General features: G+C 40.3%; 17 protein-coding genes. 7 read left to right on the top strand and 10 right to left on the bottom strand.

Going from position 1 to position 15063, the window contains the following annotated elements; translation table 11 throughout:
• Nucleotides 1-34: 34 nt before the first annotated feature.
• Nucleotides 35-466 carry an RrF2 family transcriptional regulator gene (locus tag C8P64_RS10535; RefSeq protein WP_108172019.1) on the bottom strand — a complete coding sequence of 144 codons (432 nt, stop codon included), beginning with the start codon at nucleotides 464-466 and terminating at the stop codon, nucleotides 35-37.
• 118 nt (nucleotides 467-584) lie between these two features.
• On the opposite strand from C8P64_RS10535, the gene C8P64_RS10530 reads away from it, so the two are divergent.
• On the top strand, nucleotides 585-1793 hold the full coding sequence (locus C8P64_RS10530; RefSeq protein WP_108172018.1) for a hypothetical protein: 1209 nt from the start codon (nucleotides 585-587) through the stop codon (nucleotides 1791-1793).
• Here C8P64_RS10530 and C8P64_RS10525 read toward each other — a convergent pair.
• The 9 genes from C8P64_RS10525 to C8P64_RS10485 all read right to left on the bottom strand — a co-directional run bounded on the left by C8P64_RS10525 (nucleotide 1790) and on the right by C8P64_RS10485 (nucleotide 9454).
• Nucleotides 1790-2401 (bottom strand): thioredoxin family protein, encoded by a 612-nt coding sequence (locus C8P64_RS10525; protein ID WP_108172017.1) that lies wholly within the window; start codon nucleotides 2399-2401, stop codon nucleotides 1790-1792. The genes C8P64_RS10530 and C8P64_RS10525 overlap by 4 nt on opposite strands.
• Nucleotides 2402-2482: 81 nt before the next feature.
• Nucleotides 2483-3265, bottom strand: a complete 783-nt coding sequence (locus tag C8P64_RS10520; protein ID WP_108172016.1) for an ABC transporter permease — start codon at nucleotides 3263-3265, stop codon at nucleotides 2483-2485.
• On the bottom strand, nucleotides 3258-3968 hold the full coding sequence (locus C8P64_RS10515; RefSeq protein ID WP_108172015.1) for an ABC transporter ATP-binding protein: 711 nt from the start codon (nucleotides 3966-3968) through the stop codon (nucleotides 3258-3260). Before C8P64_RS10515 ends, C8P64_RS10520 begins: the two co-directional genes overlap by 8 nt.
• Entirely contained in the window at nucleotides 3955-5202 is a 1248-nt protein-coding gene (locus C8P64_RS10510; protein WP_108172014.1) for a nitrous oxide reductase family maturation protein NosD, read from the bottom strand. Before C8P64_RS10510 ends, C8P64_RS10515 begins: the two co-directional genes overlap by 14 nt.
• A gap of 3 nt (nucleotides 5203-5205) precedes the next feature.
• Nucleotides 5206-5640 carry a nitrous oxide reductase accessory protein NosL gene (locus tag C8P64_RS10505; RefSeq protein WP_108172013.1) on the bottom strand — a complete coding sequence of 145 codons (435 nt, stop codon included), beginning with the start codon at nucleotides 5638-5640 and terminating at the stop codon, nucleotides 5206-5208.
• Between the two features lie 3 nt (nucleotides 5641-5643).
• Entirely contained in the window at nucleotides 5644-6261 is a 618-nt protein-coding gene (locus C8P64_RS10500) for a hypothetical protein (protein ID WP_108172012.1), read from the bottom strand.
• Nucleotides 6262-6357: 96 nt separating this feature from the next.
• Nucleotides 6358-8322 (bottom strand): Sec-dependent nitrous-oxide reductase, encoded by a 1965-nt coding sequence (gene nosZ / locus C8P64_RS10495; protein WP_108172011.1) that lies wholly within the window; start codon nucleotides 8320-8322, stop codon nucleotides 6358-6360.
• Between the two features lie 26 nt (nucleotides 8323-8348).
• Nucleotides 8349-8918, bottom strand: a complete 570-nt coding sequence (locus tag C8P64_RS10490) for a fasciclin domain-containing protein (protein ID WP_108172010.1) — start codon at nucleotides 8916-8918, stop codon at nucleotides 8349-8351.
• Between the two features lie 32 nt (nucleotides 8919-8950).
• Nucleotides 8951-9454 (bottom strand): c-type cytochrome, encoded by a 504-nt coding sequence (locus C8P64_RS10485; protein ID WP_108172009.1) that lies wholly within the window; start codon nucleotides 9452-9454, stop codon nucleotides 8951-8953.
• Between the two features lie 765 nt (nucleotides 9455-10219).
• On the opposite strand from C8P64_RS10485, the gene C8P64_RS10480 reads away from it, so the two are divergent.
• The 6 genes from C8P64_RS10480 to C8P64_RS10455 all read left to right on the top strand — a co-directional run bounded on the left by C8P64_RS10480 (nucleotide 10220) and on the right by C8P64_RS10455 (nucleotide 15056).
• Nucleotides 10220-10573, top strand: a complete 354-nt coding sequence (locus tag C8P64_RS10480) for a single-stranded DNA-binding protein (protein WP_108172238.1) — start codon at nucleotides 10220-10222, stop codon at nucleotides 10571-10573.
• A gap of 71 nt (nucleotides 10574-10644) precedes the next feature.
• The gene (locus C8P64_RS10475) at nucleotides 10645-11094 is read left to right on the top strand and encodes a JAB domain-containing protein (RefSeq protein WP_108172008.1); all 450 of its coding nucleotides are present in this window, start codon (nucleotides 10645-10647) and stop codon (nucleotides 11092-11094) included.
• A gap of 415 nt (nucleotides 11095-11509) precedes the next feature.
• Nucleotides 11510-11857: a BfmA/BtgA family mobilization protein gene (locus C8P64_RS10470; RefSeq protein WP_108172237.1), complete on the top strand. Its 348-nt coding sequence runs from the start codon at nucleotides 11510-11512 to the stop codon at nucleotides 11855-11857.
• A gap of 16 nt (nucleotides 11858-11873) precedes the next feature.
• Nucleotides 11874-12905 carry a MobB family relaxase gene (gene mobB / locus C8P64_RS10465; protein WP_108172007.1) on the top strand — a complete coding sequence of 344 codons (1032 nt, stop codon included), beginning with the start codon at nucleotides 11874-11876 and terminating at the stop codon, nucleotides 12903-12905.
• Between the two features lie 11 nt (nucleotides 12906-12916).
• Entirely contained in the window at nucleotides 12917-14500 is a 1584-nt protein-coding gene (locus C8P64_RS10460; RefSeq protein ID WP_108172006.1) for a type IV secretory system conjugative DNA transfer family protein, read from the top strand.
• A 175-nt stretch (nucleotides 14501-14675) separates the two neighbouring features.
• On the top strand, nucleotides 14676-15056 hold the full coding sequence (locus tag C8P64_RS10455) for a DUF7149 domain-containing protein (protein ID WP_211307615.1): 381 nt from the start codon (nucleotides 14676-14678) through the stop codon (nucleotides 15054-15056).
• Nucleotides 15057-15063: the final 7 nt, after the last annotated feature.

Here is a 15063-nt window from a genome sequence, read left to right as displayed (position 1 = left end):
GAGATTCTTTTAGATCTCTAGTTCCTTCTCATCCTTATAATTTTAGGAAACTCGTACCTGAAACAAGTTTTGAGGATAGCTCAAATATGCTGGTAGTTTCAAGCATATGCTTCAAGCCGCTGCGAATATTGACAAAATCAAAATGTAATGGACATGGATGATCTTCAGAACATTTTTCCAGACCAAGAGCACAACCATTCATGATCGAATCACCATCTATAGCCCGAACTATCTCAGCGAGTTTGGTGGTGTTTTTTTCTTTATCTATAAAAAATCCACCGCGTGGCCCTTTAATAGAATTGACTATATTCTGCTGAACTAATTTTTGAAGAATTTTAGCGGTAAAAGCTTCCGGTGAATTGATCGCTCTGGCAATTTCTTTAAGACTGGTGCGCCTTTCTTTTTGCGATTCACCTGCTATGAACAAAGTCGATCTTATTGCGTATTCACAAGCTTTAGAAAACATATAAATTCAGTTTGCATAAAATTAAATGATATAAGATAATAAATAAGATAAAAATGTCCTTTTTTATTATTAATATCTAAATTATTTATCCTTCAAGGATTCTTAAAATGAGATTTGGATGATTAGAATGCTTAAAAAACATAGCTTTATAGCGGTGGTTTACTTTTGCCTTATAGCCTTGTTAGGACTTGGGCTTAGACTTTTTGCGGTGATGGATATTCCGGGAACCTATAAGTACATTGTTCATACTCATTCACATATCGCCCTGCTTGGCTGGGTTTATACGGCATTGACCACTTTGCTCTACTTTACCTATCTGAGTTCTCAGGCTATCGATAAAAAATACCGCATCCTTTTTTGGTTTACCCAGGCGACCATAGTAGGCATGCTGTTCACTTTTCCTTTTACCGGCTATACCTTATTTTCGATTATTTTTTCCACTCTTTTCCTGATAGCTTCTTACTGGTTTGTCTATTTCTTTTTTAAACACTGTCCTGAAGATCTTAAGAAGAAAGCTTCGTATAAACTGGTGAGGATTTCGCTCTGGTATATGGTGATTTCCAGTATTGGTCCCTGGGCCCTGGGTATTATCATGAGTAATGCGGGAAGCGGCTCTGCCTGGTACAGGAATGCGATCTATTTTTACCTTCATTTCCAGTATAATGGTTGGTTTATAGTCGCTCTTTTTGGCATTTTTATTTACATACTCGAAAAGAATGGCTTTTCTCTTCCTGAACATACTTTTAAGAAGTTTTATTCTCTGCTGAATGCAGGAGTCATTCTTACTTTCTTTCTCTCTGTTTTATGGATGAAGCCAGACTGGCCTTCTTACCTTTTAGCCCTGATAGGAGGTGTATTACAATTTATCGCTTTCGGAGTTTTCTTTAGGGCGATATACTCAAAAGCTCTTGAGATTTTCCGAAGCCTGTCCGATTTATTCAGGTTTTCGATAAGGATGGTGGTATTCCTGTTTTCGGTAAAACTTATCGCGCAGATCCTGGGTGCATTCCCTGTGATCTCTGAAGTCATCTTCACCAATATGGATATGATCATCAGTTATATCCACTGGGTTTTCCTAGGAGTAGTAAGCACTCTCTTGCTGATATTTCTTAATTACTTTGAGATGCTGAAATTATCCAGGTTTCAGCTGAATTTCTACCTGGTGGGATTTTTTCTAACCGAATTGTTCATTTTCGCTCGTGGACTGGTAAATTTAGAGGTAGTGCCAACCATAGCCGCCGTGCACTGGCTAATAAGCCTGGCCAGCCTGGTTCTTTGCGTGGGGATCGCTACGATCCTGGCCGGCCAGTTCTTAGCAAAAGATTAAACCAGGGAGCCTTTTTCAAGATTCTGAACAATATCTGCCAGTTCGTTGATAATGCTCATCCCACGATCCTTATTGTACCAGACCTGAAGTTTGGCCTTGAAATTAGTGTCTATTCTTCCGAATTCTTTTTTATGGTCTATGACCATTTGAGTAGCGGTTGACGACCTTGGCCCCCAGGTGGTCATGACATCAAGCTCTTCATCTAGGATGATCAGTTTGGGGATGGAACGGGTGCCTTCAGTAAGAAAATGATCCATCAGTTCAGGATTTTCATCCCTTAGAACTATCCTAAGATTGATATTTTCTGAAGCCTCAGCTATTTGATTCAGTACAGGAATGCTTTGAGCACCGTCGGCGCACCAGGGCTCAAGAAGTACGAGCCAGGTTTGCCTGTTTTCGATATACTTGAATTGTTCTTCCTGCTTCGGGTTTAAACTTATCGTCTTGTTAAGCCTTTGAACGCGCTTGAAGTTGAGTGCTGTAAAATTCACCCTGTCTTTAGTAAGATTTCCTGTAGTGCTTTTATTTTCTACAAGTTCTTCCAGAAGCTCCATATATTCAGGGTAGCTTAAGGAGTTTTTCAGGCTGTGTAATAGTAGTTCACGCATGACAAAATTTTTTAGATAGTCACTAATTTATATAGTCTTCAGCCCAAATTATATGAGCATTCTCATCATTCTCCACTTTATCTAGAAGTCTTTTCTTGTTGAGATCCTTCTGATAAGATACAGCGGAATACTCACCCATAATACGAGCATCAAAGAAGACAAAATGATCCCCTGGTTTGTCCCGAAGAACTTCTGAAAAACAGCTCCCGTATAACCCAATAGGGCAGAAATGTCCATTTTCAAAAGGATCAAAACCCTCGAAAGATCTATAGGATTCAGCATGGTGGCTGCCAGCGAAAATCTGTCCAGTGGATAATCCTCAAAGAAGACCAGCGACATCAAAAATATTCCGTCATAGATCACCGCCAGGAAAAGCCAGAGCAGGATGGCATAACCAAAGCCTTTTATCTTGTTATCATTTACCAGTGCGATCACAAAAGCCAGCGCGGTAAAGATCATGGTTAGGAAGGCCCCGGTTATCAACAGCAAGGCGAAATTGCCAATAGCATCACTGTTGAATATTCCGTAGAAGATAAAAGGCATGCCAAGGCCAATCACCAGGCTCATTGCCAGTGATAATGATACACCGAAATACTGACCTAGAAAGATGGAACTCCGTTTTACTGGTTGCGCCAGCAGCAGTTCCGTAAATTCCTTGGAATTGTAATAATACATGACCCCGAAAATGGTCCCGATTAGCGGTACCAGGATGATGATCACATTCATTAGAGTTATTACCGCCTTGGACAGGTCATTGTTCAGGAACAATAAAACGAGCCCTAGCAACAGGTAAAATAGAAAATACACGTAGCTCCAGCGGCTTCGCATTAGGTCGTAGAAACTGTATTTTAATATCTTAAACATAACTGGTAGTTAAAATTGATGCGATCGCGTGTTCGAAGTCGGGCTGTTCGGTCTTGGTCTTCAATGCCGGGATACCTCCTTTAAAATAGATCTTGCCCTCCAGCAGGAAGACGATCTCGTCTGCAATTTCTTCCACGAAACTCATGATATGAGAAGTGATAAGAATGGTCTTTCCTTTTTGCTTTTCAGAAGTGATAAGCTCTTTAAGCCTTATATGTGAAATGGGATCCAGACCAGTGGTGGGTTCGTCGAGGATGATAAGCGAACTATCGAACATGAAGGTAAGAACCAGGTTCACCTTTTGTTTGGTTCCCCCGGAAAGGTTACTCAGTTTTTTATCCAGGAAAGGATCAAGTTTGAATAGCTCGATAAGCCTCAGGTCATCAGCTTTTTTATAGGATCTAAGGTCTTTGATCATGCGAATTAATTCCCGAACTGTAAGGTTTCCTGGAAAATTCGCGATCTGGGGCAGATAATCAATATTATTTCGGTATTTCCAGTCGTTTTTTACCGATTTTCCATTGATTTTGATACTTCCCGAATTTGGAACTACCATCCCTAAAATACTTTTTATCAGGGTGGTCTTTCCGGAGCCATTAGGCCCAAGCACGGCAAATATGCCTCCCTGTTCGATGTTAAGATCAATGCCTTTCAGGACTTCGTTCTTGCCGAATTTTTTGTGAAGGTTTTCAATTGATATCATGAGAGACGGGTTTTAATAATGGATTTTGATCCATCAGGTTATCTGGTGTAAATACCGGGGAAACCTTTTCCGAAAAATCGATAATGTCGATGAACAGACTTCTTAAAAGGATGATGGTTTCCGGGGTTCGGTTTACGATGTAGGAAAACAGCTTTACTGGTCGGTACGGGACATCGCCCAGGCCGTCCTTGTTGAGGTCATAACCCGTATAGCTGCTCCAGTAATTTCTGTCAAAACTGTTATCATTTAGCTTGCTGTTATAGGAAATGTCGAATGAATTGTTGAAGAAGTTATTCTTTGTGAAAATGTTCGAATAGCAGGCGCCGCGCACTTTTACAGCCCAGCCGTTATTTCTGAAATCATTGTTGTTATAGTTGATGCGGTTCGAGCCTTCGATATTGATGCCTACTGTATTTTCTTCAAAATTATTATTGCTTATTTCTGAATCATTGATCTCTTTGAGCAGCAATCCGAAGGAAGCCGGTCCCCAATTCTTTCGGAAGATATTTCCCTTCATCGTAATGAACTTGGAGAACATCACAGCTACGCCTGCACCATTATTTTCAAAAATGTTGTTTTCATAGGAATCATTATTAGAAAACATAAAATGAAGTCCGTAACGAAGGTTGTCTTTGCTAAGATTATCCTCTATGAGGATGTCATCTGAAAACTCCAGGTAAATCCCATCACGAACTTTTTGGATCTTATTGCCGGTCACTTCTATATCTTTGCAGTACCAGAGCTGTATGCCATTACCGGAACTGTACTCCTCAACCGCGTCACCCAGAATTGTATTGTTTATCACCTTGCCCTTTTTGGCTTTTTCAAGATATATTCCGAAAAACAGCTTTTCCAGCTGGAGGTTTTGAATAAGAAAGTTTTCGCTTTTTACCACCCGTACAGCGGCATAATCGGTTGTATAGCTGGTACCTACATTGATGATCTTAAGTCCGTCGATGGTCACATTATCGGATTCTATAGTAATGATCTCGCCTCGGTCCTCACCGTCTATAACGGGATGATCCTCCCCGATAATAGTGAGCGGTTTGGTGATCTGTAAATTGAATTCCCGGTAGGTACCCTTTTTTATCACGACGGTATCACCGGCCGCAGCACTTTCAATAGCAGTCTTAATATTTTTATACTCACAGCTATTGCATACTTCAAGCTGTTCTGCCTTTGCATTACTGAAGGAAAGTGCCAAAAGGATTAATATGAAAACAGGGAGTCTCAAAGGTTAGTTTTTACCGATAAATGGTTGAATTTCATGCCAGTCATATATTTCTCCTCCATGAGTTGATTGGATCTCTCTAGCAGCAGATTCATCATAAAAAGCTGAAAGATTTGCGCCCATTGGACTCGAAATATTTTCACTGATCAGGAATGTAGATATAGTAGCATCTACAAGCTCTCCCGGATTACTGAAATCAGTAACCAGGTAAAGAGCATATTGAATATCCTTGTGATCTTTCCTGAAATTGACCATGCATTCAATCGCATCGAATTTATAAACCTTGCCTTTACTGGTAACCAGTTCGGCAGCATGCTGTCGATCAACGATGGTCATTTTGCAGTATTCGCAGCCATCTTCTCCATAATGGATGGGTTCTGGACCTATTTCGCAGGAGATCAGGCTTAAGGCTAAAATGAGTATGTAAATTGAACTTTTCATGATCTAAATTTTTTGAGTTTTCCATTCTCTTTTTCCAACGAAGAATGCAATGAGAGTAAGTAGCATTCCAGCAAACAGCATATAGCCTCCTGTATGCGGATAGGAATCCACGTCAAAATTCAGCATTTTCTGGTGCCCGAACAGAGGTGGCTTGTAGGTCATTGGCGATCCGTCTGGATGTGTCATTTTCATGATGGCATTCGGGTCCAGGTCGGTACCATATTCGGTAAGCCAGAGATTGAAGTCATACATTCCAAGAACTCCAAGGATGCTCATCAGGATAAGCCAGCCCAGGAACCACCTAAAGCTTAGTTTTTTGAAAATGCCTAAAAGACCTATTACCACTCCCAGGGTCACCATTCCCAAAATCACCTTTGGAAATACATCAAACTCCCACATTTCTTCAGGTTTAGGGATCTTTTTCATGCCTATATAATGGTTAAGGCCATCTATGTTTTGAATATCGAACTCGTGAACTCCTTTAATCCCCGTTATGTGGATATTCATTCCAAGAGGATCAGGATATTGCGGAGCGCCCAGCATGATATTCCACAGAGGGAACTTAAACAGGCCCAGCAAAAGCAGAGAGCCAATGATCATTATTATTCCGGCTTTTTTCATCGTTATATATTTTAAGAGAAAGGCGAGAGCTCATCAACCTCCCGCCTTACGGAAACACACGCCGTCTCATTCATGCATTTCCAATCTAACTAAACATCAATCTTCACCTAGTGACCAGCTTAGTTCTATGTTTGAGTCAGCAGGAGAGACTCTAACATATCCCTGCATTTCCTGGTGCAGTGCTGAACAGAAGTCGGTACAGTAGAATGGCCACACTCCGGGTTGTTTTGGTTCCCAGACGAAGGTTTCGGTCTGTCCGGGCATAATCAACAATTCAGAGGTGTTGGCACCGATCATACTGATTCCGTGAGGCACATCGTAATCCTGTTCGTGATTGGTAACGTGGAAGTACACTTTATCTCCAACTTTGATACCTTCAATATTGTCAGGTGTAAAGTGGCTTCTAATCATGGTCATATAAACATGAACCTCATTCCCGTCTCTTTCCACGCGGGCATCTCCGTTAGAAAGGGTTGCGTGTTCGTGTTTGTTCTCATCCAGTTTATAGATCTTCTTGGAATTAGGTTTGATAATATCTGCCGGAATACCTGCCGCATAATGCGGTTCTCCAATAGTTGGAAAATCAAGTAGTAACTCCATTTTTTCTCCAGAGATATCATAAAGCTGTGCAGAATGAGTTACCTCAGGACCTGTAGGCAGATAACGATCTTTAGTGATTTTGTTCATTGAAACAACATACTTACCGAATGGTTCAGCAGAATTTCCTCCTGGAATCATTACGTGCCCTACAGAGTAATAACTAGGTTTTCTGTCTATTACCTCCTGGGTTTCAACGTTCCACTTTACAACTTCAGAAGAGATGAAGAAAGAAGTATATCCGTTTCCTTTACCGTCAAATTCTGTATGAAGTGGTCCCAGACCTGCCTGTTTAACAGTTCCTGCAAGAACGTCCTCAAATTTCAGGATCGGAATTCCGTATGCATCTCCGTCAAATTTTTCATTCTCTATTGCATCTATCATCTTAGAATAGGAGTGAACGGTAAGGTCGGCTGATAGTTTACCGTTCCCAATGATATACTCTCCTGTTGGATCCACATCACAACCGTGAGGGGATTTAGGAGTAGGTAAAAGGAATACTGCTCCAGGAACTTCCAGAGGATCTACTGTAAGCACCTCTTTCTTCATTGTTGAGGTTGCCGTATGAGTTTCCTCGTCGTAGATATTATGAGCATAATTTGCCGGCACTTTTTTACCACCGCCGTTATTCACATATTCTTCGATCTTCTTCCAGTTAACCGCCGCGATAAAGTCCTTATCGTTCTGTGAAGAGTTAACTTCCATAAGGGTGTTGGCCTCTTCGGTATTATAAGTAGAGAAAAAGAACCAGCCGTGGGATTTTCCACGTCCCGGATGAGCAAGATCATAATCAAATCCAGGCATCATTAGTTGGAATTTGATGTCCATATGCCCTTCTTCGGGTTCTACGCTAATGAATGTAAGCGCACCTTTAAAATTACCTTTGTATTCATTTATAGGCATGTCGCGCTGAGGTACTGGTACAGAGAACCTGGTTCCTGCGACTACATATTCAGTATTTTCAGTAACGAAAGATGAACTGTGGTTTCCTGCAGAGTTTGGTACTTCAATGATCTCTGTAGTCTCGAAAGTAGTAAGGTCTATCTTGGCAATTCTCGGCGTATTGTTACCGTTAATAAATACCCAGCGTCCATCCAGTTTTCCAGCGGTTTGGGAAATGTCGGGGTGGTGAGCATCATCCCATGGGATAAATCCGTGGGAAGTGTTTAACATAGGTTTTGTTTCCTCGTTATATCCCCAGGCCTTTTCAGCGTCCTGAGAAAATACAGGAATAACCTTTAATAACCTTCCGGAAGGCAGACCGTAGACAGATAACTGTCCGCTAAACCCTCCTGAGATGAACGCGTAGAACTCATCATGTTCTCCGGGCGCCACGTATGTTTTTTCAGCGGCACTGGATGCTAAGGCTCCACGATCTCCATTTTTGGAGTTTTCACTGTTATTACAGCTAATGAAAGTTGCTGACATGAACAGCGATATTATAAATAAAACTGATTTTTTCATGATTGTAAGATTGATTTATAGGCTTATTAATTTTCGGGAATTATTACTTTGTCAACCACGTGTACAATCCCGTTGCCGGCAGGCACACTAGCAATTATTTTAGCTCCACCCACATACACATCTTCACCTTTGACTTCCACGGGGACGCTAAGGTCACTGGCCTGTCCCAGTTTTTTGAACTTCTTGAGAAACTCCTTATCGTATTTTCCCGGCGTTACATGGTGTTTTAGTATAAGTGAGAGCTTATTTTTATTCTCAGGTTTTAAAAGATCATCCACGGTACCTTCAGGTAGTGCTTCAAACGCTTCATCGGTAGGGGCAAAGACCATTAATGGCCCTGCGTTAACCAGGGCATTTTCAAGTTCGGCGGTCTGTACGGCTGCCACCAGGGTCGAGTGGTCTTCAGACTGTATTGCAATGTCGAGAACAGTAGGCTCTGAAACATCATCCTTTACAAAAGCCTGGCCCTGCCTTTCTTCACTGGCTTGTTCTGTTGAAGCAGAAATATCCTCTTCTTCTGCTTCGCTGCTATTTCTGCATGCGGAAATACCCGCAATGAGAATTGTCAATAGAAAAAATTTGATAATTGCTTTCATATTTAATTGATTTAGTTAGCTGTTTCTAGGCTTTAGTCAAGCGTCCTAAAGTATTCCAGAAGCTGTCTGGCATCTTCCTCGGTCAGGTTTTGATTGGCCATGGGAGAGCCGTTGTGTTCTATTAATAATTGTTTTGCGATAGGATCTTTAAGGATCATTTCCTCAGGATTGAGCATCATGTTCATCACCCATTCCGGGGACCTTCTGCCCAGAACTCCTTTTGGGGCAGGACCGATGAATTTCTTATCGGGTTTATGGCAGGCCATACATTTGGAATCGAAGATGGCTTTACCCTTGGCTGCCATTTCAGGGTCTATCTCATCAGGAATTTCTATTTTTTTGATAGGCCCGATCCCTTTGTTGCTCATGTCATTCATGTCAACATTAGCAGATGATGCTTCAGGCTTTTTCACTTCTTCTTTTTTAGCGTAGTTTCCCAGCTGAATTTCATCAGATTCCTTCTTTTCTTCTTTTCCGCCACAGCTAATGATTATTAACAAAATCAGTAGACCAAGAGTTTTTAGTACATATTTCATGGTGATAGATATTTAAATGTTAAATCAAAAATATAGTGGAAGGGAATCAGAAAATATGACAAATATCATATAAAGGACAATTTTGTCCTTTATATGATATTTATTTTTAATTGCTTTATTATTGGAAACTGAAAATTGGGAAATTACTCTGATCTAAATGGTGGGAAAATCCAATAAAATTAGGAAATAAAGCTCAGCAAATTGCCGCTGCATTTCGCTAAACAGCTACATTTCGGGCAAAGAGCTTCGCTTTAAAAGTCTTGGACACCATCCCCGATCTTAGGCCTACATTTCGCAAATCCAAACCTATTAAATAAATTGGATTACTCCATTCCATCCACAATCGAGAATGGAGTCCGCTTAAGCGGAATCCCATTTAATTCTTTGAGGTGGCTCCCCATATTATCTTATTTCCCATGGACCTTTAGAAATACTTCAACCCCTTCACTGTTTCACTCTTTTTTTGACAGCAAAATACCAACATTTGGAAATTGACGGACTGCATAAGCCAGTCGCAAGCTCCTTTTTATAAGTCCTTTTCAATTCCAAATATTGAAAACTGTATAAGCAACAAAAAAAGGTAACAGCGAAAGCGCTACGGGAAGTAAATCTAAAATGAACATCATGAAATCATACGATAACATATCAATGGAAGCCACCTCAAAAACAACAAAAAAGGAAAACGCTCCAGATACAAAAAGTAAATCATGTAAAAGCAAAAGCCTGAAAGGTTCAGGTAAATTATTAATCTTAAATATTATAATCATGAGCACTCTAAGAAATCATGTACAGTTAATCGGGTATGTGGGTCAGGAACCACAAATCACCAACCTGGAAAGCGGAAAGAAAGTTGCCCGTTTTTCACTTGCAACCAATGAGTATTACAAAAACGAACAGGGTGAGAAAGTTCAGAACACCGAATGGCATACCATTGTAGCCTGGGGAAGAACCGCGGAAATTATCGAGAAATATGCCGGCAAGGGAAAAGAGATTGGAGTTAGTGGAAAACTGAAGTCCAGAAGCTACGAGGATAACGAAGGCGTTAAGCGTTATGTAACCGAAGTGGAAGCCAATGAAATCCTTTTATTAAGTGCAAGAAATGACGATTCAGCCAGGTAATTAAAAACAAGAGGGCGGGTACTTGTTCACGGTAACGCCCTCTTTTCACTTAACCATTAAATACGATTAATATGAAAACTAAAGTTAATGAAATATCGATAAAATATAGGGGTAGTTTTAAGATTGCTGAGGCTCCTAAGATCACCTCTTCAGAAGATGCAACCGCAGTTTTTTACAAAACCTGGAATAAAGATAAAATTGGACTACAGGAGTGTTTTAAGATTATGTTACTCAATAACGCCAATAGGGTTAAAGGCATTTATGAAGTTTCCAGCGGTGGAATCACCGGAACTATGGTAGATCTTAGAATAGTTTTCGCTGTTATACTTAAGAGCTTAACAACGGCAGTAATCCTTTCTCATAATCATCCCAGCGGAACTTTAAAGCCTAGCGAAGCAGATAAATGCTTAACCGAGAAGATAATAAAAGCTGGCTTACTTTTGGATATAAAAGTTTTGGATCATTTGATTATAACTCCAGACGGCCAGTTCTTCAGTTTTGCAGATGAAGGACTTTTATAAACCATAATTATCAATTTATAAGACCTGATAAACTCAGGTCTTTTTTATTTCTTGATTTAGAAAAATCGTATATTTAGAAAGCTGTAAAACAGCGAATTTAAATACTATGTTGAGCCTACTATTCTGACTTTCGCTGCTCAACATAATTATCAAAATTTTTATTTAATATGATGCAATTCACCCCCTGGCCGGGTTTGTATGAAATTTTTGTCACGCCTGCGCGTGACGGAAATGGAATAGCAAGAGGATAACACGCTACGCGATGTTACATGTTCCAATTTCCTTCGAACCGCCCGGTTTTTCTGGTGATTTCAGAAACGGGAAAATTCAATTTCTCAGCTATTTGCGTCAAATCATCTGAAACCGCTAGTAATCCTTGCAAAAATTGCGTCAAAGCCTCAAATATGCGAAAGATATGGACACATTTATCACCATTCGATTCAAACGGAAAACAGCTAAACGGTTTCAGGAGTTTTCTAAAAAACAATTCAAAACCCATACTGATGCAATGGAATGTATGCTGGATTTTTTCTTTTACAACGAGATGTCACCTACGGAAAGATTTGGTCCTACCGGAAGGAAACTTGAAAAACTTTTTAAAAGGAGAACCAATGCGATCATTGCGATCATGAAGAATGTAGAGAAGAATAAAGCCAATCCTACCCTGGCCATTTTGCAAGCTCTAATGGAAGAAAATGAACCCAAAAAGAAACCCCTGATCCTGGAAAAAAGCGATCCAACTTTACCTGAAAAGAAATTATAATATCAAGACCATTAAAATGTATATCACGATCACCCCTCAGAAATTAGGAAGTACTTTTTCTCAAAGTGCAGCCGATTATGTGGAGTATCTGGAGAAGGAAAACCAGAATCTCGAAATAGAAGATATGGAGCATTTCTTTAATCAGGATGGGGAGAAGCTAAACACCCAGGAGGTTGTTAGGGATATAGATGCCAATACTTCAAAATTAAAAAAAGTAGAACCTAAATTCTATGCCATCACGGTGAGCCCTTCGCAGTATGAGCTTCGAAAATTACAAAATCATAGCCTGGATCTAAAAACCTATACCCGTGAGATCATGAAAGACTATGCGGCCAGTTTTAACAGGGAGATCAATGGAAAAGCCATAAGCGTTCGAGACATAAAGTATTATGCGAAAATAGAGCACCAGAGGACTTTTAAAGGTACCGATGTTCAGGTTCGGGAAAATCAGCCATATGCTACAAGAATATTAAAGTGTAAAGACGAAATTCAAAAAATCAAACGCGGAGAAATAATTGGAGATGTCTCAAAACTGGAAAAGAAGATAGCCCGACTTGAAAGGGAGGCGCCACATCAGTTAAATGGAAAGCGAATTACTCAAGGCATGTTAAAGGCGGGAAATCAAAGCCATATTCATATCATCGTTAGCCGAAAGGATATGTCTAATTCTTATAGCCTTTCCCCGGGAAGTAAATACAAGTCTTCTGAAGTCGAGTTCAATGGAAAACTGGTGAAACGGGGTTTTGACAGGGACGCCTTTTTCAACAGGGCAGAGCAAAGCTTTGACCGCCTATTCAAATATGAACGAAATTTTATGGAAACTTATGAGGCCAGGAAACAATTTATTAAAGATCCGAAGATCTATTTTTCCGTACTCCTGGGTTTACCTGCGAATGAAAAAGCGATGGCTTTTAAAATGTTAAGAGAAAGGGGAGTGCCTATGATTCCTGCCATTCCCGTTAATAAAGCGCAACTGGCTCTTAAGGTCTTCAATAAGCTGAAGCGAGGAATAGATACAGCGATAAGTTCCGGTTCTATTGGGGTTTAATAAATAATGTCATGACAGCCATTAATATCATACTACTTGTATTCGGACTTTACCTCCTGTTTTTCCTGAATTTCAGGATCTTTAAAATGGCTTATTTATTCAACCTGATCATTAGTCTTTGTCTTCTTGTTTACCTTGTTTATCCAGAGCTGGATCTAAATTATATTTCAGAAGTAAGTTTATACCTTGGATGTCCTTTGCTCTTAGGAAATACCATATTTTATGTTTTCCATCAGGATAAAAGGAAGGAGAACGTGGACATGAAATACCAGGTGACTTTTAAGACAGATAAGGGTGAATTCTCGATCAATAATATCCGCCGGGGAGTTTCCATAATAGGTTCAGCTGGTAGCGGGAAAACTGAAAGCCTGGTGCATGGTTTTCTTAAGCATTTCAGTAACTTTTCCTTCAGCGGGGTCATACATGATTACAAGGATCTTGAACTGACCGAAATGGCCTATCCCGTTTTTAAAAGATCGCAGCTTCCTTTTTATATAGTTTCTTTCGATAAGATCGTTCATCGAGTCAATCCAATTGCTCCCAGGTATCTTGAGAATGAGGAAAGCGTGAATGAAATTTCCAGGGTACTCATTGAAAATCTTCTGGAGCAAAAAGAAACAGGGGCAACGGGTACCAATAAGTTCTTTAATGATGCGGCTGAAGGTTTGATTGGGGGATTGATCTGGAAACTTAAAACTTCCTATCCCCAGTTCTGTACCCTGCCTCACCTGATCATGATCTTTCAGTTACTGGATACCGAAAGCCTGATCGCTTTCCTGGATACAAATCCTATCTCAAGAACCATGGCCAATGCCTTTATTAGCGGAAAAGATTCTGAAAGACAAACTGCCGGCGTGAAAAGTACCTTGTCTAATGCCTTAAAGAAGATCAGCACCAAGCACATCTTTATGGTCCTTTCGACAGATGAAATCCCGCTGAATATCAATCACTCGGAAAATCCAGCGGTAATATGCCTGGTAAACAATCCCAAATACGAAACCGCCTATTCCCCTGTGATCGCGACCATCATGCACACGATCACCAAACAAATGAGCGTGAGAAGATCCAATCCATCCTTCCTTTTAATGGAAGAAGCTCCTACCATCAGGCTGCTTAATATGCATCGAATCCCGGCCACTTTAAGGAGCTACGATATCGCGACCGTTTATGTGATGCAGGATAAGATCCAGAATGATATGATGTATGGAGACAAAGCCAGCAAGGCGATCCTGGCCAATCTTTCTTATCAGTTCTTCGGAAAGGTGAACGACCCTGATACCGCCAAATATTATGAACGTTTTTTTGAGATCATAAAGGATCCCACACGAAGCATCAGCCGTGGCTATAACCTGGATTTTGACACCCGGGTGACTACCGGGGAAAAAGAGGTGCCAAAGATCAGGGCAGATGTATTTTTCAGGCTAAAGCAGGGCGAGTTCATTACTTATGCCGATGGCCAGGATAGAAAATTACAATTTCTAAACCCTTCCATAGAAAGAAGTTTGCCCGATGTATCGGTATACTATTCAGAAGAAGAGATCGAGAGGAACTTTCAAAAAATACTTGCTGAGGCGCATTCGATTTTTGGAAAATAAACTTCCAGACTATTCCTTAATTTCCTGTTGATAGCTTTTTATATTTTAGATTTTAAGATATGGATCTTCTTTATATCTTGTTAAAAATTTAATACGGGAAGTCATGTTTTATGATTTTCCATTTCAGAGAGTGTTCCCTACAAGCTCTCTGTTATTAAACTAACCTCATTTCTACATGGAAACGGAACAGGAAACTAATTCCAAAAGTTTCAATTTACTCAAGCCAAGAAAGGCTCTTAATAAAGCCTTTTTAAAGGTTAAACCCAATCGCTCAAGAATAGAGAGCTTTAAAGAGAACCTTAAACAATTACTGGACCGCACCAATGATTCCGAATCTGAGGAATTTCATAAGAACCTGGTTACCGATTTCCTGAAAAAGACCTATTACGATCCAGACCATTTCATCAATACCAAGGGGCGCAACGACCTGGTGATCCACAACGGCAGGAAGGCTAAAAGTTCGGTGGGGGTTATCATTGAAGCTAAAAAGCCTACGAATAGGAGCAAAATGATCAGCAGGGAAAGGATCAATGTGAAGGTTTTTTCTAAAAATTGATATTCAT

This window comes from Christiangramia gaetbulicola (assembly GCF_003054225.1).
GTDB classification, from domain to species: domain Bacteria; phylum Bacteroidota; class Bacteroidia; order Flavobacteriales; family Flavobacteriaceae; genus Christiangramia; species Christiangramia gaetbulicola.
The sequence above is the reverse complement of the archived record's forward strand: the minus strand, read 5'-3'. Positions and strand labels throughout refer to the sequence as shown.